A 19,991-nucleotide genomic window follows, 5' to 3' on the forward strand; every position below is an offset into this window, starting at 1 on the left:
AGAGGCGGTTGTAGACCTCCTGGGAGGGCTGTAACGCTCGCATAACGGCGTCCTCGCGTGGTGAATCTCACGTTCCGGCGTCGTGACCTGGCATTACGGGGAGGGGCCGGAGCAGGCGCCCCCGGAAGAGCGGTAGGATGTTCGTGGCCGCAGTGCCTGCTCGGGCCGTCTCAGGCCGGGTGTGGGCGTATCGCAATCGCGTAGCGGCTTCGAACAATATGCGCCGTACGGGCGAGGTGCCGACCGGGTCCAGTGCCGTGTGGCCGCGGACAACAGCCAGGAGAGCCATCGCGTGAGCACCGCTGATTTTCGGAACGTCGCCATCGTGGCGCACGTCGACCATGGAAAGACCACCCTCGTCGACGCCATGCTGCGCCAGTCGGGCGCGTTCGCCGAACGTGCGGAACTCGTGGACCGGGTCATGGACTCCGGTGACCTCGAGCGTGAGAAGGGCATCACCATTCTCGCGAAGAACACCGCGGTGCACCGTCACCACCCCGACGGCAGCGTGACTGTCATCAACGTCATCGACACCCCCGGCCACGCCGACTTCGGTGGAGAGGTCGAGCGCGGCCTGTCCATGGTCGACGGCGTCGTGCTGCTCGTCGATTCCTCCGAGGGACCGCTGCCGCAGACCCGGTTCGTGCTGCGTAAGGCACTCGCCGCGTCGCTGCCGGTGATCCTCGTGGTCAACAAGACCGACCGTCCCGACGCCCGCATCGCCGAGGTCGTCGAGGAAAGCCAGACCCTGCTGCTCGACCTCGCGTCCGATCTCGACGACGAAGCCGCCCAGGCTGCCGAACTCGCGCTCGGACTTCCGGTGCTCTACGCATCGGGCCGTGAGGGCAAGGCGTCGCGGAAGCAGCCCGAGAACGGCCAAGCGCCCGACGCGGAGAACCTCGACGATCTGTTCGACGTCCTCATGGAGTACGTGCCGGCGCCGAAGGGCGACGTTGCGGCACCGCTGCAGGCACACGTCACCAACCTCGACGCGTCCGCGTTCCTCGGTCGTCTCGCGCTCGTCCGCATCCACAACGGTGAGCTCCGCAAGGGCCAGACCGTGAGCTGGATGCGCGAAGTCGACGGCGAGCCCGTCGTCACCCGCGCGAAGATCACCGAGTTGCTCGCGACCGTCGGTGTGGAGCGGCATCCCGCAGAGTCCGCCATCGCCGGTGACATCGTCGCCGTCGCAGGTTTCCCCGACATCATGATCGGCGACACCCTCGCGGACCTCGAGAACCCCGTGGCACTGCCCCGGATCACCGTCGACCAGCCCGCGATCTCGGTGACGATCGGTACCAACACGTCCCCGCTGGTCGGGCGCGTCAAGGGCCACAAGCTCACCGCACGCATGGTCAAGTCCCGCCTCGACGCGGAACTCGTCGGCAACGTGTCGCTGAAGGTGCTCGACATCGGCCGTCCCGATGCCTGGGAGGTCCAGGGTCGTGGCGAGCTGGCGCTGGCCATCCTCGTGGAGCAGATGCGCCGCGAAGGCTTCGAGCTGACCGTCGGTAAGCCCCAGGTGGTTACCAAGCAGGTCGACGGCAAGCTGCACGAGCCCTTCGAGGAGCTCACCATCGACACCCCCGAGGAGTACCTCGGTGCCATCACGCAGTTGCTCGCCAACCGCAAGGGCAAGATGGTGCAGATGACCAACCACGGTGCGGGCTGGGTGCGGATGGAATTCCTCGTCCCGTCCCGCGGCCTGATCGGTTTCCGCACCGACTTCCTCACGGAAACGCGCGGCACCGGCATCGCCAACGCCGTGTTCCACGGCTACGCCCCGTGGGCCGGCGAGATTCGCGCCCGCCATACCGGCTCGCTCGTCTCCGACCGGACCGGCACCGTCACGCCGTTCGCGATGATCCAGCTGGCCGACCGCGGCACGTTCTTCGTCGAGCCCGGTGCGGACACCTACGAGGGCATGGTCGTGGGCATCAACCCGCGTCAGGAAGACCTCGACATCAACGTCACCCGCGAGAAGAAGCTGACCAACATGCGTCAGTCTTCCGCCGACGTGATGGAGACGCTGGCCAAGCCCATCGAGCTGACCCTCGAGGCTGCTATGGAATTCTGTGCCGGCGACGAGTGCGTCGAGGTCACCCCCGAGATCGTGCGCGTCCGCAAGGTGCACCTCTCGGCGACCGACCGGCAGCGCGCGCGGTCGCGCGAGAAGGCCCGTAACAAGTAGTAAGGATGTGGCGGTCCCGGCGAGCAGTGTGCTGGCCGGGACCGCCACGTACCGTCTGGTCGACGGGAAGGAAGCCGGAGTGTTGCGTACGCGTGTCCGTCGCCGGTGGCGAGCCGGAGTCCCGGCGCTCCTCGCATCGGCGGTCCTGGTGCTGACGGCGTGTACCGCCGATCCGCCGCCGCCCATCGAACAGGCCGAGCCGACGACTCCTCCGGCTCCGACGCGACCCCGCAGCACCGTGGTCGTGGCGATCGACAGGGTCGATACCGGCTTCAATCCGCATCTGCTGTCCGACCAGTCGCCCGTCGCGAACGCTGTCGCGGGCCTGGTACTGCCCAGCGCGTTCCGGGCCGTGCCCGATCCGCAGAATCCGGCGGCGACGCTGTGGGTACCGGACGAGACCGTGCTGATCTCCGCCGAGGTCACCGAGCAGGATCCCTTCACCATCACGTACCAGGTGCGCGACGAGGCGCAGTGGTCCGACAGCGCCCCGATCGCGGCCGAGGACTTCCGGTACCTGTGGCAGCAGATGATCACGCAGCCGGGAGTCGTCGATCCCGCGGGCTATCGGCTCATCGACGACGTGCGTTCGTCGGGCGGAGGCAAGACTGTCACCGTCACGCTGCGCGAGCCGTATCCGGCCTGGCGCGAATTGTTCACCGACCTGCTGCCCGCACATCTCGTCAAGGACACCCCCGGCGGGTTCCTGAGCGGACTGTCCGAAACGATTCCGGTCTCGGGCGGCAGATTCCACGTCGACGCCGTCGACCGTGGCCGCGGCGAGGTGCTCCTCGAACGCAACGATCGGTTCTGGGGCACTCCCGCTGTGCCCGACGAGATCCTGATGCGCCGCGGGGGCACCGACTCCCAGTTCGCCGAGTCTCTGCGCAGCGGTGACGCTCAGGTGGCACAAGCGCGGGGCGGGGCGGCGTTGCTCGCCCAACTCGACGCGGTGCCCGGCGTCCGCACCGGCGTCCAGTTGCAGCCGCGCACGCTCGACTTCACCCTCAACACCCGTGCGGACGAACTTGCCGACCTGCGCGTGCGCCGGGGGATCCTCGGTCTGCTCGACCCGGAGCTACTCGCACTCGTCGGTGCGGGGACTCAGACCAGCGTCGTCCCGGCACGCGCCCAGGTGCTGGCGCCGTCCGATCCCGGATACGCGCCCACGATGCCGCCGCGACCCAGCAGGGAAGAGGCACTCGGTCTGCTCGCGGAAGCGGGATACATGCCCGTCGCTCCGGAACCCCTGCCCGAGGAACCGCCCGCCGACGCCGACGGTCCGTCTGCCGACCCGACGTCGTCACCTACCGGCGCACCGCCCGCCCCGGAAGCGGACGACACTCTCCTTCTCCGCAACGGCGAACCTCTGAACTTCGTGATCGGAGTGCCGGAAGACGCCGAGACCACCCTCGCGGTCGCGCGCACGGCGGCCGATGTCCTGCGCGACGCCGGTATCGCCGCGACCGTGACGGAGCTACCCCCGGACGAGTTGTACGGCGAGTCGCTGGTCGACGGCAGCGTGCATGCGGTCCTGGGATGGATGCGGGTGGGGGACGATCCCGCGACCGCAGCGCTGTCCCGGTTCGGGTGTCCGCCGGTGCTGCCCGTCGTCGAGGGCGCTGCCCGCGCCACCGATCCGCCGAAGGCAGAGGGCGGGGACTCCACGAACCCCGGTGACGAGGCCACGGAGGCCGCCCGCACTACCGGGTCGACCGGTGGAAGCTCGGACGACGAAGAAGACGAGATACGGGCAATGCTCGATGCGCCGAGCAACCTGTCCGGGGCGTGCGATCCCGAACTCGAGGAAAAATTGCTCGCTGCGGTGCGCGGCACCGCCGACCCCCGCGAGGTCATCACCGCCGCGCAGCCCGGCCTGTGGGCGCTCGCCGTGAACCTCCCGATCCTGCAGGATCGCACCGTGGTCGCGGCCGGGCCGGAGATCGACAACGTGTCGCTGGCCGGTTCGGTTCCCGCCGGCATCGTCGGAGACGCACATTTGTGGTGGAGGAGTACACCGTGACAACAGATTTCGTTCAGACGCCGAACGTTGCGGATCGTCGGCTGCTGCTGGTTCACGCCCATCCCGACGACGAATCGCTCACCACAGGCGGCGTCATCGCCCGCTACGCTGCAGAAGGCGCCGAGGTCACCGTCGTGACCTGCACGCTCGGCGAGGAAGGTGAGGTCATCGGGGACCGCTGGGCGCAATTGGCGGCCGATCAGGCCGACCAACTGGGCGGGTACCGCATCCTCGAACTCGGTCGCGCTCTTGCGGCGCTCGGGGTGGACGGCCCGCGTTTTCTCGGCGGTGCAGGCCATTGGCGAGACTCGGGAATGGCCGGGACACCCTCTGCCGAGAACCCGAGGGCGTGGGTGAACGCCGACGCCGACGAGGCGCTGGAGGCGCTCGTCGCGGTGATCCGGGAGACCCGCCCACACGTCGTCGTCACCTACGACCCGCGCGGTGGGTACGGGCATCCCGATCACATCGCGGTCCACGACCGCGTCACCGCTGCCGTCGAAGTGTCCGGCACCGAAGACTTTCCGGAGGCGGGTGCGCCCTGGACTCCCGCGAAGGTGTACTGGACCGTCACCGAACGCTCGGCTCTGGACGCGGGAATCGCCGCTTTGGACCACCTGCCCGAAGGCTGGCGCATGCCGGAAGCGGACGAGCTTCCGAGTGTGCCCGACGACCAGGTGACCACCGTCGTCGACGTCAGCGGTGTGCTCGACGCGAAACGTTCGGCGATGGCCGCCCATGCGACCCAGGTCGTCCTGGCTCCCGGTGGGGGCGCGTTCGCACTGTCGAACATGGTGGCGCAACCGGTGTTCGCCGAGGAGTACTTCGTGCTGGCCCGGGGGGAACGCGGTCGCGTCGACGACACCGGTCGTGAGGATGACCTGTTCGCCGGCATCGGCTAGTGTGACCTGGGTCATAGATACTGCGGTCCTGGCGCCGCGGTCATAGGTACTGCCGCGCGGGGGCGGCCTCACCGCAGGGGGTTCGATGTACAACTGGTCCGTGCAAAACCAGATCGTCGCGTTCGTGGACTCGCTGCGGCCCTACGCAGGCGAGATCCGCGCGGAGTACTACGACGCCCTCTACCACTTCGCCGATCAGCAGAGTGCCCTGCTGACGATGCTCGGCTACCCGCCCGTCCCGTGATCGCACAGGACCCGGTTGCGCCGCTCGTGGCCGTGTGGCGCACTATCGTGTCATGACGGTCGATCCCGCAACCGGGCTGTCCGGTGGTCCCGCGTCCGTATCCGAACCCGCACCGCGCAGGGGCGTAGTCGCCCTGCTCGTGATCAGCGGCGGGCTGTGCGCCGTACTGTCCGTGTTCTACCTGGGCCTCTATCTCGGCGGGGTGCCGTTCCCCATTGTCATCGTGCTGGCCGCCGTGCTGAATCTTCTCCTGGTGGCAGCGATGCGCACCGAGACGGGATCGCTGGGCCGCGCCGCGCTTCCGCTGGTGGCGTGGGGCGTCGTGTTCCTGCTGTGCCTGGCGGGCGGTCCCGGCGGCGACCAGGTGGTCGTCGCCGACTGGCGCATCCTGCTCCTGCCGGTCGCGGCCCTCGCGCCGGCGGGTGTGTACCTGTTCTCGGTTCGCATCAAGGAGATTTCACGGGCAGTCCGGCCGCCCGAGCAGCGTCCCTGAGCACCGTCGCCACCATGTCCTGCGTCAGCCGCCCGGTGAAGGTGTTCTGCTGGCTCACGTGATAGCACCCGAACAGGTGGAGGGGCTGCCGCGCGTCCGAGACCGGGTCCAGGACGACATGCGCCCCGTGGGCGAACTTCGGCCGTGGCGTGGGCACCGTCCATCCCGCGGAGGCCAGTACCGGCAGCAGTGACTGCCACCCGAACCCGCCCAGTACGACCACCGACCGCAGGGTCGGTGACAGCAGATCGAGTTCTTGTTCGAGCCAGCGGCGGCACGTGTCCCGTTCGAGGACCGTCGGTTTGTTCGCCGGCGGAGCACAGTGCACCGGTGAGGTGATGCGCGTTCCGAACAGTTCGAGACCGTCGCCGCGGTGCGTCGCGACCGGCTGCGACGCCAAACCCGCCTCGTACAGCGCCGCGTACAGCACGTCACCCGAACGATCGCCCGTGAACATCCGCCCGGTGCGGTTTCCTCCGTGCGCCGCAGGCGCGAGCCCGACGATCAGCAGGGACGCGTCGTCCGGCCCGAAGCCGGGCACCGGCCGTCCCCAGTACTCCTCGTCGCGGAAGGCGGCACGCTTCTCCCGCGCGACCTGCTCGCGCCATGCCACCAGCCGCGGGCACGCCCGGCACTCGACGAGTTCGGCGTCCATCTGTTCGAGGTTGTCCGGTTCCGGGCCGGGCAGCGGGCCCCTCATCGCCGCGTCCAGGAGTCGGCGCAGCCGGGGGTGACCGCCTCGACCAGCGACCATGCGAGTTCCTCGGGAATGTCGATCACCTCGTAGTGTCCTGCCCCGGCCGGCGTCGCGGCGACGACCGTGGCCACGCCTGCCCGGCGCTGGAAGAAAGATTGCCGCACCGTCCAGCCGATGATCCCCTCGGCGTCCAGGCTCACGCGTTGCCGGTCCATCGATCCGCTCCGCGTCACGAGACGACCGGGCACGACGGCGTGGCCGAGTCCGCGATAACGGTCCCATGCGAGTGCGCATGCCCCCGCGAGGAGTCCTACGGCTACCGCGACCGTTGCCGGAAGCGGTAACGAGCGCCCGGTCACCGCCAGAGCGCCGATCACGGCGGCGGCGACAAGACCCGCAGGGACGAGTGCGCGCGTGTAACGACGGCGACGCGCCGCGGGACCGTGGGCGAGCAGCGGCACGTGTACGGGGAGTGGATCGGTGAGCACCTGTGCGGCGACGCGGTGCACGTCGCGTTCCGGCGCCGACGGCAGTACCAGCGACGATTCGCCGCTTTCCGCGGCCACGCCCGTCATGATCGCGTCGAGACGCGCGCCGCCGGCGAGCCGGAGAGCGAGCGGCTCACGCAGGTTGACGCCGCGCAAGCGCTCGCGATCGAGGGTCGAATGACGGACCTTCACGAGGCCGTGGCCGATGCGCAGCATGCGCCCGTCGTCGGTCACCCGCAGGTTTCCGTAGAGCAACACGTAACGCACGCAGGCGCCGATACTCGCGATCAGCAGCACGACCAGCGTGAGGACCACGACCGAGACCGCCACACCGGCAGCCTCGAATGCCGCGACACCGCGTTCGACGCTGCGGGACTCGGCGAGACGCTCGCCCAGCCCGTACTGGAAGGCGATGCCCACCACGGCAGCGATACCGATCAGGCCGGTCGCGGAGAAAGGGGCGTACCGAACCCAGCGCGGATCGAACCGGGCGATCTCGATTTCGGGCGACGTTTCCGCCGAAGGTGCCGTCGCCGCTGCGTCGGCATCGCCGGAGTCGGTGCGCGCCGACCTGTCGCCGAGCAGGGCGTCGCGCAACGCCGGAACGGAGTCGGCGGCGAGTCCGTTGAGTTCGAACCGGTTGCGGTCGCGGCCTGCGCCGGCGGACTGGCCGGTCCCGATCTTCACGACGGCGAGACCGAGAAGCCGGTGCAGGACCCGTTGCTCGACGTCGACCGACCTGATCCGGCTCCGCGGGATCGACAGTTCCTGTCGCTGGAGCAGCCCGCGCCGGAGTTCGACGTGGACAGGTCCCACGCGGTACGTCGTCGTGAACCACCGGGACAAGCCGATCACCACGAGCACCGCGGCGGCTGCGAGTCCCCAGTACGGGTTGCCGCTGCTGCTGCCGAGCACGACCGTGCCGACCAGCACGGGCAGCAGGCGCAGGATCTCTTCGACCGGGTGGACGAGCAGCATGCGCGGGTCGAGCCTCGACCACGATGCGGGCTCGTCGGTCCGGTCGGGCGCGGACACCGCGGCGACCCGGTCCTGGTCGGGGTGCGGATCGGTGGTCACGTCGCGTCGACCCCGTCGCGGCCGGCGATGTCGGTCAGTCGCGCGACTGTCTCGTCCGCGACGGCCACGTCGAGTGCGGTGATCTCGACGGCACCTGCGGACGACGCGGTGGTGACGGTGACGGTGGCCAGGCCGAGCCGGCGGTCGATGGGGCCGCGCTCGGTGTCGACCGTCTGGATGCGCGAGATGGGCGCGATGCGCCGTTCCTGGGTGAACCATCCGGATCGCGTGTACACAGCTGTATCGCTGATCTCCCAGCGGTGGACGCGGTACCGCCACTGCGGCACCACCGCGATGTGCAGTCCGCCGACGACGACGGTCGCCGCGGCGGCGGCGACATGCCAGAGCGTGAGACGGGGATCGACGACCCACCACACGATCTGCGCGACGACGACCGGCACCCACAGCAGAGCGGCGTTGATCGACCACAACAAGCGTGCTTTGTCGCTCGGGCGCCACGCCGGGTCGGCCATTCGAACCTGTGACACCGGCGCCTCGGCCCGCGGCGGCGTCTGTTCCACCGGAGGTTCCGAACGCACCTCGGCATCGCTGTTCACTATGGCCCTCCCATACTCGCCGGGGCCTGTGACGGCGGCCCGACATCCGTGTCGGCATCCAGGCTAGGCTGATGCCGGAACTCGAGCCCGGCCCGTCCGGGCCGGAATCGCACAAGGAGGATCGCCATGACCGAATCGTCGGACGCTCTCGACATCGACATCCCTCAGGGTGACGATTCCGAAGCCGATCGCATCGATCAGGCTATTCCTGTGGGTGAGGAACCCGCAGACGTGCCGCCCTCCGATGTGCCCCTCGAAGCCGACCCCGTCGACACCTACGAACAGCACCGCGAAGTGCCGTCGGACGACGACTACCCGCGGGAATAGACCCCGAGGTGGCATGGGCGCCGGGTGAGGCGGATGATCGGCCAATGACCGATTCCGCAGACGACACCGCGCAGTCCGCGATGCTCCCGACGCCCGCCGTGCGTCCCGGGGCGGTACCGCCGCCGGCGCCTTCCGCGATGCGTCGGGCGTTGCGCCGGGCGCGCGACGGCGTCACGCTCAACGTCGACGAATCCGCAGTTCTGTTGCAGGCACGCGGATCCGATCTCGAGGACCTGTGTGCCTCCGCGGCCCGGGTGCGTGATGCGGGTCTGCTCGCCGCCGGGCGGCCCGGCACCGTCACCTACTCCCGCAAGGTTTTCGTCCCGATCACCCGGCTCTGCCGGGATCGCTGCCACTACTGCACATTCGTGACGGTGCCGGGAAAACTCCGCGCCGAAGGCCGCGGAATGTACCTCGAACCCGACGAGATCCTCGAGATCGCGCGCCAGGGCGCCGAGTTGGGCTGTAAAGAAGCCTTGTTCACGCTCGGGGACCGGCCCGAGGAGCGCTGGCCCGAGGCTGCGCAGTGGCTCGAAGAGCGCGGCTACGACTCGACGCTGGACTATGTGCGCGCAATGTCGATCCGGGTTCTCGAGGAGACCGGCCTGCTGCCGCATCTCAACCCCGGCGTCATGAGCTGGGCCGAGATGTCGAGGCTCAAGCCGGTCGCGCCGTCGATGGGCATGATGCTCGAAACCACCTCGGAGCGACTGTTCACCGACAAGGGACAGTGCCACTACGGCAGCCCCGACAAGGATCCCGCGGTGCGCTTGCGCGTGCTCACCGACGCCGGGCGTCTGTCGGTGCCGTTCACCACGGGAATTCTCGTGGGTATCGGTGAGACCGTCGCCGAGCGTGCCGACTCGATCCACGCGATCCGGAAGACGCACAAAGCATTCGGCCATATCCAGGAAGTGATCGTCCAGAACTTCCGCGCCAAGGACGACACCGTGATGCGCGACGCGGACGACGCCGATCTCGGCGAGTTCCTCGCGGCGGTCGCGGTGTCGCGGCTGGTCCTCGGACCGGGCATGCGTATCCAGGCGCCGCCCAACCTCGTCTCGCTCGACGAGTGCCGCGCTCTTCTCGGCGCCGGCGTCGACGATTGGGGCGGAGTCTCGCCGCTGACCCCGGATCACGTCAATCCCGAACGGCCGTGGCCGAACCTCGACACGCTCGCCGCGGTGAGCGCCGACGCGGGTTACGTGCTCACCGAGCGGATCGCAGCCCAGCCGCAGTACGTCCTGGCGGGGCAGCCGTGGATCGATCCCCGGATCACCACGCACGTGCGCGCCCTCGCCGACCCGGAGACCGGACTGGCCCGCGACGTGCTGCCGACCGGCCTGCCGTGGCAGGAACCCGACATCGACTGGGAGTCGTCCGGCCGGGTGGACCTCAACTCCGAGATCGACGTGAGCGGACGCAACACCGAGTACCGCTCCGACCTGGGCAGTGCGTTCGGCGACTGGGAAACCGTGCGCGAACAGGTGCTCGCCCTCGGTGAGTCGGCTCCGGTCCGGCTCGACAGCGACGTGCTGGCCGCACTTCGCTCGGCCGAGCGGAATCCCGCGGGATGTTCGGACGACGAGTACGTCGCGCTCGCCAACGCGGACGGAGCCGGTCTCGAAGCACTGGTCGCGCTCGCCGACCAGTTGCGCCGCGACACCGTCGGCGACGACGTCACCTACGTGATCAACCGGAACATCAACTTCACCAACATCTGTTACACCGGTTGCCGCTTCTGCGCGTTCGCGCAGCGCAAGGGTGACGCGGACGCGTTCACGCTGTCGGCCCAGGAAGTCGCGGACCGCGCCTGGGAGGCGCATGTCGCCGGCGCCACCGAGGTCTGCATGCAGGGTGGTATCGACCCCGAGTTGCCGGTGACCGGGTACGCCGACCTGGTACGGGCGGTCAAAGCACGTGTTCCGTCCATGCACGTGCACGCGTTCTCGCCGATGGAGATCGTCAACGGCGTGGCACGCAGCGGTACGTCGATCCGCGACTGGCTGATCGATCTGCGCGAGGCCGGACTCGACACCATTCCGGGAACAGCCGCCGAGATCCTCGACGACGAGGTCCGGTGGGTGCTGACGAAGGGCAAACTGCCGGCCGCCGAGTGGGTGGAAGTCGTCACGACCGCGCACGAAGTGGGTCTGCGTTCGAGTTCGACGATGATGTACGGGCACGTCGACCAGCCGCACCACTGGGTCGGGCATCTGAACGTGCTTCGCGGCATCCAGGACCGCACGGGCGGGTTCACCGAGTTCGTGTTGCTGCCCTTCGTCCATCAGTCGTCGCCGCTGTATCTGGCCGGTGCGTCGCGCCCTGGTCCGACGATGCGCGACAACCGGGCCGCGCATGCTCTGGCCCGCGTGATGCTGCACGGCCGGATCGACAACATCCAGACCAGCTGGGTCAAGCTCGGTGTCGCCGGAACGCGCGCGATGCTCGAAGGCGGCGCCAACGATTTGGGCGGCACGCTGATGGAAGAGACGATCTCCCGGATGGCGGGTTCACAGCACGGCTCGGAGAAGTCCGTCGAAGAACTCGTCGCGATCGCCGAGGGCATCGGCCGTCCCGCGCGTCAGCGCACCACCGCGTACGCGCCCCGGGGGCTCGACGTCACAGTTCGGTAGCCTTTCGGAGTCCGGGTACTCGCGGGTACACGTTGCCGGGTCAGGGCACCCTAATGCACAGGCGTGCCCGAACAACGGGGGATACTGGACGAGTGGTGAGTGCGCCACGAACGATGGACCGCGCACGGCCGGCGGATCGCCGGTGCGGCCGGGTCGGCGGGCCGACAGAGAGGCAGGGAGACAGCAGTGACGTACACGATTGCGGAACCGTGTGTGGATGTGTTGGACAAGGCATGTATCGAGGAGTGCCCCGTCGACTGCATCTACGAGGGTGGACGCATGCTGTACATCCATCCCGACGAGTGTGTGGACTGTGGAGCCTGCGAACCGGTGTGCCCGGTCGAGGCGATCTTCTACGAGGACGACGTGCCCGACGAGTGGTCCGATTACGTCAAGGCCAACGTCGACTTCTTCGACGACCTGGGTTCGCCCGGCGGAGCGGCGAAGCTCGGCAAGGTCGCCTACGACCCGCCGTTCATCAAGAACCTCCCTCCCATGGGCGAGGAGTAGGTGTCGCTCGATGAACGAACGGGCGGTGCTGCGGTGAAGGCACGCGTACGCCGGTCGGTGGCCGGGAATCTCCCGGACTTCCCGTGGGACTCGCTGTCCGAGGCGAAGGCCAAGGCCGCCGCGCACCCCGACGGGATCGTGAACCTGTCGGTGGGCACCCCGGTGGATCCGGTCGCTCCGGTCATCCGCGATGCACTGACATCGGTCGCCGCGGAACCGGGGTACCCCACCAACCACGGAACCGAGGAACTGCGGGAGGCGGCCGTGGCCGCGCTCGCGCGCCGTTACGGCATCACCGGCCTCGATCCCGCAGCGGTGCTCCCCGCGATCGGGACCAAGGAAATGATCGCGTGGCTGCCCACGCTGCTCGGCCTCGGCGCCGACGACCTCGTGGTCATCCCCGAATTGGCGTACCCGACGTACGAGGTGGGCGGATTGCTCGCCGGGGTGCGCCTGATCCGCGCCGACGGACTCAACCGGCTCGGCCCCGAAGGCGCGGCGCTGGTCTTCGTCAACTCGCCGTCGAACCCCACCGGCAAGGTGCTCGGGCTGGACCACCTGCGCAAGGTCGTCGACTGGGCGCGAAGCCGCGACGCGATCGTCGTATCCGACGAGTGCTACCTCGGGCTGACCTGGGAGGGCGAAGCCCTCTCGATCCTGCACCCGAGCGTGTGCGACGGAGACCATACGAACCTGCTCGCGGTGCATTCGCTGTCGAAGACGTCGAACCTGGCGAGCTATCGCGCCGGGTTCGTCACCGGCGATGCCGAACTCGTCGCCGACCTGCTCGAGGTGCGCAAACACTCGGGCATGATGTTGCCGCTGCCGATCCAGGCGGCGATGACCGCCGCGCTGAACGACGACGAGCACGAGAACATCCAGCGGGAGAAGTACCGGGCACGCCGCGACGTCCTGCTCGCTGCCGTCCGCGGCGCGGGCTTCACTGTGGATCACTCGGAGGCGGGCCTGTACCTCTGGGCGACCCGCGGCGAAGAGTGCCGGGCGACGGTCGACTGGTTCGCCGAGCGGGGCATCCTCGTGGCGCCCGGAGAGTTCTACGGTCCCGGCGGCGTGCTGCACGTGCGGATCGCGCTCACCGCCACCGACGATGCGATCGACGCTGCCGCCCGGCGACTGCGCTGACGCTCCGTCCGGTCCCCGGCGCCTACGCTCCGACGCGGCGGCGTTGCCGTGTGCCCGTACCCGGATCGCCGGTAGATTGAGCGCGTGAGTGCATCCGGCGACGACCCATTGCTGTGGGCGTTCTACGCTGCCGTCGTAGCGCTCACCGCCCTGGCCGCGATGCCCGATCCTCGCTCGTCCCGCGCGGCGGCGCGCGCGTGGTGGTGGCCCCCGCCGATGGCCGCCGTCGTGCTGTGGGGCGTGGTTGCGGTGGCGTCGGTGACGAGGCTGATCGTGCCGTCCCTGGTCGAGTTGTTCCGGCGTGAACCGGTCCGCACGCGCGACGGGGGACAGTGGTGGCGCGTGCTGACCGCGGGGCTCGTCGAGGACGGCGGTGTCGTCGTGACCGCCGCGAACCTTGTCCTGCTCGCGGTGGTCGCCATCGCAGCAGTGCGGATATGGGGCTGGTACCGCGCGGCCGCGCTCTTCGTCGTCGGACAGATCCTGTGGGGACTGTTCACGACCTTCGTTTCTCCGTCGGTGGGTGCCGGCACCTCCGGCGCCACACTGGCCCTCGCCGCGTCGATCGCGGGGCTCTGGCCGGTGGTCGGGGCGCGGCGGCGATTGCTGCTGGCCTCCTCGGCCACATTTCTTCTCGGGGTGGTGCTCGTGGCGTTCGACGATGCCCACGGTGTCGCCGTGCTGATCGGGATGCTGCTCGGCGCCGTGCTCGGAACCGTGCTGCCGCCCCGGCGTCCGGCGGTGCTCAACTCGGGGTCGCTCGGCGGCGTCGCGTCGTGACGAGAGTGCCGGTGCCGCCGGGAGGTATGGAATCCTGTCGCGTGTGTCTGCACTCCTCCGTTCGCTGAATCCACTGGCCGTCGCTCGCGGCGACGACATTCCCGACGCCGTCCGCATCGACGGCCACACCCTCTCCCGGAGCGACGTCCTCGGTGCCGGAACCGCGCTCGCGGCGAGGGTCGCGCGGGCCGAGCGGGTCGCGGTGCTCGCGCACCCCACCGCGACGACCGTGGTCGCGATCGTCGGCTGCCTTCTCGCGGGGGTGACGGTCGTGCCGGTTCCGCCGGACTCGGGACCGGCGGAACTGTCGCACATTCTGAAGGATTCCGGCGCTCAGGCGTGGGTCGGCGCCGCTCCGGACACCCAGCACCCCGAGGTGCCGCAACTCCCGGTGCTCCCCGTGCGACTCCACGCCCGCGACTGGCACCACGTGCCCGAACCGTCGCCGCGTCGCACCGCGTTCGTGCTCTACACCTCGGGTACCACGGGTGCGCCGAAGGGCGTCCTGCTCAGCCGCGGCGCGATCGCCGCCGGAATCGATGCGCTCGCCGAGGCATGGGACTGGACGGACCGCGACACACTGGTGCACGGCCTGCCGTTGTTTCACGTCCACGGTCTCGTGCTCGGGTTGCTCGGCCCGCTGCGGATCGGTAGCCGCCTGATCCACACGGGTACTCCCACCCCGGAGGCGTACGCACGCGCACGCGGCACCCTGTACTTCGGTGTTCCGACGGTGTGGTCGCGCATCGTGCAGGACGAGGAGTCGGCCCGCGCGCTGAGCGGTGCCCGCCTGCTCGTCTCCGGAAGTGCCCCGTTGCCGGTTCCGGTGTTCGAGAAACTTCGGGAGCTGACGGGCCTGACGCCCATCGAGCGGTACGGCATGAGCGAGACGATGCTCACCCTGAGTACCCGGGTGGACGGTGAGCGCCGTCCCGGCTGGGTCGGGACGCCGGTCGCGGGCGTGCAGACGCGACTGCGGGACGAGCACGGTGCCGACGTGCCGCACGACGGCGAGAGCATCGGCGTCCTGCAGGTGCGTGGGCCGATGCTGTTCGACGGCTACCTGAACCGGCCCGACGCGACGGCCGCCTCCTGGACCCAGGACGGGTGGTTCGTCACAGGCGACGTGGCGGTCGTCGACGGCGCCGGTTTCCACCGGATCGTGGGCCGCGAGTCGACGGATCTGATCAAATCCGGCGGTTTCCGGGTGGGCGCCGGAGAAATCGAGACGGTGCTTCTCGGCCATCCGTCGGTGGGGGAGGTGGCCGTGGTGGGCCTGCCCGACGCCGACCTGGGGCAGCGCATCGTGGCGTTCGTCGTCCCCGCGCCCTCGGGCCCGGAGGTGGACGAAGACACATTGATAAGCTATGTTGCAGAACAACTTTCGGTTCACAAGCGCCCGCGCGAGGTGCGTGTCGTGGACGCGCTGCCCCGTAACGCGATGGGAAAGGTGCAGAAGAAGCAACTGGCGTCCGACGCCCCGTGACCGCCGGTCGTACAGCGTTTCGTGCGACTCCGGATCATAGAAAAGACGCCCCAGGGGTTGCGCATGCCGCGGTACGAGGCGGATTCTCTACTGCACGGTATATAGGTTTGTTACTTCGATGGGGGTTCGAGGGATGTCTGTAACGGATCAGATCCGTATAGCGGAGCACGGCCGGGGTGGCGGTCGTCAAAGCGAGGTTCCCAGATTCGTGGTCGACGGGAAGCCTGCGTCGGTACCGCTGCGAGATCTGCCCGCCGTCGCGCGCAAGCTCGTGGCGCACTTCGCGGACAATGTCGCGCCGTGTTCGCTGCGCCCTGGCGAGTCGCTGCGAGGCGACGTCACCGAGGTCACCGTCCGCTGTCTTCGTATCGCGATCCATCTGCTCGACGCCGGAGAGTTGCCGTCGGACTCGGATCTTGCCGACCTGCGCAGCAGCGCCGCGCAATGGGCACGCGCCGGGTTCCGTCTCGAATACATGCTGCGCATCTACCACGAGGGCATCCGCCTGGGCTGGGAACTCGTCACCGAGAAGGCACGCGAGGGTGACGTCGCCGCGGTCGCCGACGCGTCACGGTTGTGGATGGCGCTCCTCGAAAAGGTCACGGTAGCCGCGACCACCGGGTTCGTCGCGGAACTCGACGCCATTCGGCGTGAACGCGATGTCGCGGCCCAGGAATTGGTGACCGCGCTGCTCAGCGGACAGGACGCGGCATCGGTCGCGCAACGCTCGGGTCTCCAGCTTGCCGACGGCTACACGGTTCTTGCAGTCTCGCTTGCGCGGCACCCCGACGAACGCAATCCCCACGTCCGGCCGGAGGTGGTGGCGCGCCGCACCCTGCGCCGCGTCGAGATCGAACTCGAAACGCTGTGCGAAGGCAAGCATCTGGCGTTGCTCGGCCCGGAGGGCGGCACCGTCCTGCTGCCCGGTTCGTCGGCTACCGCACTCATCGACGAGTTCCGGGAGCGGATCGGCACCGTCGCGGGGGTGGAGGTGACCGTCGCGCTCGTCCACGCGGAGGTTCCGGAGATCCCGTCGGCCGCGAAACAGTCGCACGAACTCCTCGATCTGGTGCGCCGCCTGGGCCGGCCGGCGGGGGCCTACAGCATCGCGGACCTCGCCCTCGAGTATCAGCTCACCCGGCCCGGCCCGGCGCGTAAGCATCTCGCCCGCGTGCTCGAACCGCTCGACGACGCCGCAGAACTCGTCGAGACCCTCGAGACGCACATCGCGCACGATCTCAGCCGGCAGCTCACGGCGCGCACGCTGCACGTGCACGCCAACACCGTCGACTATCGCCTCAAGCGGGTCGCGCAGCTCACCGGCTTCGATCCCACCCGCCCGTCGGGCCTGCGGCAGTTGCAGGCCGCTCTGATCGCCCGCAGGCTCGAAGGGCTGTATCCCGAAGCGAGCTGACCTCACCGTCTCGTCACGCATCGGAAGTTCACCCGATACCATGTGGCCTAGTTCACACGGGTCGGGGTGGACGGCCGATCGTGGCGGGAGGGGAACACGTGACGGACGAACCCGGCGCGACGTCGCGGCGTCGGAGAAATTCCGATCGTGCGCGAATGGTTCTGGTGGGGATCGTGGTGGCGGCACTGGCCGTCGCGGCGCTGTCGTTCGTGTCGGGGCAATGGGGGATCGGATGCTCCACGACGGACGAGTACGCGCTTGCGGTGGCGCCTGCGCTGGCTCCCGCGGTCGGTGAGGCGCTCGCTCGTGCCGACACCGGATGCGCGGCCTTCGAGATCACCGCGGAGGAACCCGGCGACGTCGCGAGCAGGCTGGGAACCGGGGCCGGCGCGCCCGACCTGTGGATCCCCGAAGGGGGATGGTGGGCGCGACGGGCCCAGGACAACGCTGCCGGTTCGGTGCGAACGATCTCGTTTCCGCTCGCGACGTCGCCGCTGGTTCTCGCGGGTGCCCCGGACGCCGTGCCGGTAGCCCCCAACTGGCGGTCGGCACTCGGTCTCGCCGGCCTCGACCTCGGCAACCCCCTGCGCACGGGTACGGCAGCAGGCGTGATCCGGGCTGCCCTCGCCGAAACCGCCGACAACCCGGTCGCCGTGGGGACCGTGCGCTCGGCGCTCGCCGTGCACGCTCAGCGTGAGGGTGCACGCCGAGAGGAACCGCCGACCGGTCAGGCGGCACTCGAGCGCATCGAGGGCGACGACGTCATCGTGACCACCGAGCAGCAGGTGCAGGTGCACCGCCGGACCCGTGAGCGGGACCTCGACGTGTGGATACCGGAGAACGGCACCGTGATGGTCGACTATCCGATCGTGGTGACCGCACCCGACCCGGACCGCAACGCACGTGCGGCGCGCACCGGCGCGGCGCTCGCCGACGCGCTGCACGCGGCGGATGCGCGCGCGATCCTGTCGCGCGAAGGCTTCCGTGACGGAGTAGGACACGCACTGCCCGATATCCGCGGACTGGGAACCGTCCCGGTGCTCGAGCTTCAGGACGACGCGATCATGAGCGAGGCGATGCGAACCTGGACTCTGCTCGCGCTGCCGGTGCGCACCCTGATCGTGGTGGACGTCTCGGAGTCGATGCGGCGGCCGGTGGACGGCACCACCCCGCTCGAACTCGTGGCGCAGGCCGCGCAGGCCGCCGACGACGTGTTCCCTGACAGCGTGTCTGCCGGACTGTGGATGTTCGCCAGCGACATCGGCGTCCCGGGACGCGACTACGTGGAGATCGCGCCCGTTCGCCGCTTCGACACGATGATCGGAAGCGAGACCCAGCGCGAGATCGTGACCTCGCTCGACAAGTGGGTTCCCGACTCCACCGGCACCGGTACGGCGCTCTACGACACCGTGCTCGAGGCCTTCCGTACGGCTCAGGCCGGATACGACCCGAGAGCCGTCAACAGCGTGATCGTGGTGACGGACGGAGGGAACGATGATCCGGGCGGGATCGGGAAGGACGAACTTCTCGCCGCTCTGGGCCGACTCCGCGACCCCGCCCGGCCCGTACCGGTGCTGACCGTCGGAGTGACCGACACCGCCGACGGAGACGTTCTCGCCGAGATCGCGACGGCAACCGGGGGCTCGAGCTACCTGGCGGGCGACCCCAGCGAACTGGCCCAGATCCTCGTCAGTGCCTTGGCAGACCGAAGTCGTCGCTGACCCGTGCGTCCTGCCTGCGATGCCACAGGAAACCGAGTGCGGTGATGAACAGGAACAGGACGAACGTCGACGCGAGCTGAACGCGAGCGTTGCTGTCGGACAGCATCAGGGCGATGAAGCCGATCAGCATCGCCAGGGTGAACCAGCTCAGGTAGGGGAAGGCCCACATGCGCAGCCGCAGCGTTCCCTCTTCCTCGAACCGTCGCCGCAAACGCAGGTGCGCGACCACGATGAAGATCCAGATGGCCAGCAGCGCCGACCCGACAGCATTGAGCAGGATCTCCAGCAGGGTGTCGGGCAGCAACCAGTTGAGCAGCACGCTCACGAAGCCGAAGAACACCGAGAGCAGAACAGCGTTGCGCGGAACACCACGGTGGGTGAGCTTGCCGAGGAATGCCGGTCCGTCGCCGCCACGGGCCAGCGAGTACGCCATCCGCGAGGTGCCGTACACGTTGGCGTTGAACGCCGAGAGCAGTGCGACCACCACGACGAGTTCCATGAGCCCGGATGCGTAGGGCAGGCCCGCGACGTCCAGCACCGCGATGAACGGAGACGTTTCGCCGCTCGCCGTGGTCCAGGGCAGGACCAGCACCATGATGGAGATCGCGCCGAGGTAGAACAGCGTGATCCGCCAGACCACCGTGCGCACGGCCACCGCGATGGACCGCTCGGGATCCTTGGACTCGGCCGCGGCGATGGTCACGATCTCGATGCCACCGAACGCGAAGGCGACCGCGAGCAGGCCGGCCGCGATTCCCGCCATGCCGTTGGGTGCGAATCCGTCGCCGTCGCCCAGCAGATGCTCGGTCCCCACCGGTTCGGTCCCCGGGAGCAGCCCGAACACCAGCAGGACGCCGATGATCAGGAAGCCGATGATGACAGCGACCTTGAGCGCGGCGAACCAGAATTCGAATTCACCGAAATTCGCGACCTGGGCGAGGTTGATGACCGCGAAGAAGCTCACGAACACCAGCGCGACCGTCCATTGCGGCACCCCCGGCAACCAGGACTGCACGATCGCCGACGCACCGGTGATCTCCACGCCGAGCACCATGATCAGCATGAACCAGTAGAGCCAGCCCATCGAGAAGCCGGCCCAGCGGCCGATACCGATGCGGGCGTAGTGGGAGAACGATCCGCTGACGGGCAGAGCAGCGCCCATCTCGCCGAGCATCCGCATCACGAAGATGACCATGATGCCGGCGAGAATGTAGGAGACGAGCACGGCCGGGCCGGCCGCCTGGATACCGACGCCGGACCCGAGGAACAGTCCGGCACCGATCGCTGAGCCGAGTCCCATCA

The 19,991-nt window shown here is 69.0% G+C and carries 17 protein-coding genes; 13 read left to right on the top strand and 4 right to left on the bottom strand.

The window, feature by feature from the left end; translation table 11 throughout:
- Positions 1-292 precede the first annotated feature (292 nt).
- The 5 genes from typA to HF886_RS13890 all read left to right on the top strand — a co-directional run bounded on the left by typA (position 293) and on the right by HF886_RS13890 (position 5,853).
- The gene (gene typA / locus HF886_RS13870; protein ID WP_169652597.1) at positions 293-2,191 is read left to right on the top strand and encodes a translational GTPase TypA; all 1,899 of its coding nucleotides are present in this window, start codon (positions 293-295) and stop codon (positions 2,189-2,191) included.
- 79 nt (positions 2,192-2,270) lie between these two features.
- Positions 2,271-4,214: an ABC transporter family substrate-binding protein gene (locus HF886_RS13875; RefSeq protein WP_169652687.1), complete on the top strand. Its 1,944-nt coding sequence runs from the start codon at positions 2,271-2,273 to the stop codon at positions 4,212-4,214.
- Positions 4,211-5,116 carry an N-acetyl-1-D-myo-inositol-2-amino-2-deoxy-alpha-D-glucopyranoside deacetylase gene (gene mshB / locus HF886_RS13880; protein WP_169652598.1) on the top strand — a complete coding sequence of 302 codons (906 nt, stop codon included), beginning with the start codon at positions 4,211-4,213 and terminating at the stop codon, positions 5,114-5,116. Before HF886_RS13875 ends, mshB begins: the two co-directional genes overlap by 4 nt.
- A 100-nt stretch (positions 5,117-5,216) precedes the next feature.
- A complete protein-coding gene (locus tag HF886_RS13885) occupies positions 5,217-5,360 on the top strand; it encodes a hypothetical protein (protein WP_169652582.1) in 144 nt (47 codons plus the stop codon).
- Positions 5,361-5,412: 52 nt separating this feature from the next.
- Positions 5,413-5,853 (top strand): hypothetical protein, encoded by a 441-nt coding sequence (locus HF886_RS13890; RefSeq protein WP_169621625.1) that lies wholly within the window; start codon positions 5,413-5,415, stop codon positions 5,851-5,853.
- Here the strand turns inward: HF886_RS13890 and HF886_RS13895 are convergent.
- From HF886_RS13895 to HF886_RS13905, 3 genes are all read right to left on the bottom strand, one after another.
- Entirely contained in the window at positions 5,807-6,553 is a 747-nt protein-coding gene (locus HF886_RS13895) for a uracil-DNA glycosylase (protein ID WP_169621719.1), read from the bottom strand. The two genes, HF886_RS13890 and HF886_RS13895, sit on opposite strands and share 47 nt — an antisense overlap.
- Complete coding sequence (locus HF886_RS13900; RefSeq protein ID WP_169652688.1) at positions 6,550-8,016, bottom strand: PH domain-containing protein; 1,467 nt, start codon at positions 8,014-8,016, stop codon at positions 6,550-6,552. Before HF886_RS13900 ends, HF886_RS13895 begins: the two co-directional genes overlap by 4 nt.
- 95 nt (positions 8,017-8,111) lie before the next feature.
- Positions 8,112-8,588 carry a PH domain-containing protein gene (locus HF886_RS13905; protein ID WP_169621626.1) on the bottom strand — a complete coding sequence of 159 codons (477 nt, stop codon included), beginning with the start codon at positions 8,586-8,588 and terminating at the stop codon, positions 8,112-8,114.
- A gap of 210 nt (positions 8,589-8,798) precedes the next feature.
- Here HF886_RS13905 and HF886_RS13910 point away from each other — a divergent pair, with 210 nt between their 5' ends.
- From HF886_RS13910 to HF886_RS13945, 8 genes are all read left to right on the top strand, one after another.
- Positions 8,799-8,999 (top strand): hypothetical protein, encoded by a 201-nt coding sequence (locus HF886_RS13910; protein WP_169621627.1) that lies wholly within the window; start codon positions 8,799-8,801, stop codon positions 8,997-8,999.
- Between the two features lie 80 nt (positions 9,000-9,079).
- Positions 9,080-11,635, top strand: coding sequence for a bifunctional FO biosynthesis protein CofGH (locus tag HF886_RS13915; protein ID WP_240955139.1), 2,556 nt, complete (start codon positions 9,080-9,082; stop codon positions 11,633-11,635).
- Positions 11,636-11,821: 186 nt separating this feature from the next.
- Positions 11,822-12,145, top strand: coding sequence for a ferredoxin (gene fdxA / locus HF886_RS13920; protein ID WP_072699889.1), 324 nt, complete (start codon positions 11,822-11,824; stop codon positions 12,143-12,145).
- A gap of 57 nt (positions 12,146-12,202) precedes the next feature.
- Entirely contained in the window at positions 12,203-13,288 is a 1,086-nt protein-coding gene (dapC, locus tag HF886_RS13925) for a succinyldiaminopimelate transaminase (RefSeq protein WP_169621721.1), read from the top strand.
- 84 nt (positions 13,289-13,372) lie between these two features.
- Entirely contained in the window at positions 13,373-14,068 is a 696-nt protein-coding gene (locus HF886_RS13930) for a rhomboid family intramembrane serine protease (RefSeq protein ID WP_346765147.1), read from the top strand.
- Between the two features lie 43 nt (positions 14,069-14,111).
- On the top strand, positions 14,112-15,554 hold the full coding sequence (locus tag HF886_RS13935) for an acyl-CoA synthetase (RefSeq protein ID WP_169652600.1): 1,443 nt from the start codon (positions 14,112-14,114) through the stop codon (positions 15,552-15,554).
- 208 nt (positions 15,555-15,762) lie between these two features.
- Positions 15,763-16,968 (top strand): helix-turn-helix domain-containing protein, encoded by a 1,206-nt coding sequence (locus tag HF886_RS13940; protein WP_346765149.1) that lies wholly within the window; start codon positions 15,763-15,765, stop codon positions 16,966-16,968.
- 155 nt (positions 16,969-17,123) lie between these two features.
- Complete coding sequence (locus HF886_RS13945; RefSeq protein WP_169652601.1) at positions 17,124-18,689, top strand: substrate-binding domain-containing protein; 1,566 nt, start codon at positions 17,124-17,126, stop codon at positions 18,687-18,689.
- Here HF886_RS13945 and HF886_RS13950 read toward each other — a convergent pair.
- Positions 18,658-19,989, bottom strand: coding sequence for an amino acid permease (locus HF886_RS13950; protein ID WP_240955140.1), 1,332 nt, complete (start codon positions 19,987-19,989; stop codon positions 18,658-18,660). The two genes, HF886_RS13945 and HF886_RS13950, sit on opposite strands and share 32 nt — an antisense overlap.
- Positions 19,990-19,991 lie beyond the last annotated feature (2 nt).

The organism is Rhodococcus sp. 105337, assembly GCF_012844225.1.
Taxonomy (GTDB): domain Bacteria; phylum Actinomycetota; class Actinomycetes; order Mycobacteriales; family Mycobacteriaceae; genus Rhodococcus.

Excerpts from the sequence above, each read along its gene's own strand:
- HF886_RS13890 (WP_169621625.1), top strand. The coding sequence starts at position 5,413 with ATGACGGTCGATCCCGCAACCGGGCTGTCCGGTGGTCCCGCGTCCGTA.
- HF886_RS13895 (WP_169621719.1), bottom strand. The coding sequence starts at position 6,553 with ATGAGGGGCCCGCTGCCCGGCCCGGAACCGGACAACCTCGAACAGATG.
- HF886_RS13900 (WP_169652688.1), bottom strand. The coding sequence starts at position 8,016 with ATGCTGCTCGTCCACCCGGTCGAAGAGATCCTGCGCCTGCTGCCCGTG.
- HF886_RS13905 (WP_169621626.1), bottom strand. The coding sequence starts at position 8,588 with ATGGCCGACCCGGCGTGGCGCCCGAGCGACAAAGCACGCTTGTTGTGG.
- HF886_RS13910 (WP_169621627.1), top strand. The coding sequence starts at position 8,799 with ATGACCGAATCGTCGGACGCTCTCGACATCGACATCCCTCAGGGTGAC.
- HF886_RS13915 (WP_240955139.1), top strand. The coding sequence starts at position 9,080 with ATGCTCCCGACGCCCGCCGTGCGTCCCGGGGCGGTACCGCCGCCGGCG.
- HF886_RS13945 (WP_169652601.1), top strand. The coding sequence starts at position 17,124 with ATGGTTCTGGTGGGGATCGTGGTGGCGGCACTGGCCGTCGCGGCGCTG.
- HF886_RS13950 (WP_240955140.1), bottom strand. The coding sequence starts at position 19,989 with ATGGGACTCGGCTCAGCGATCGGTGCCGGACTGTTCCTCGGGTCCGGC.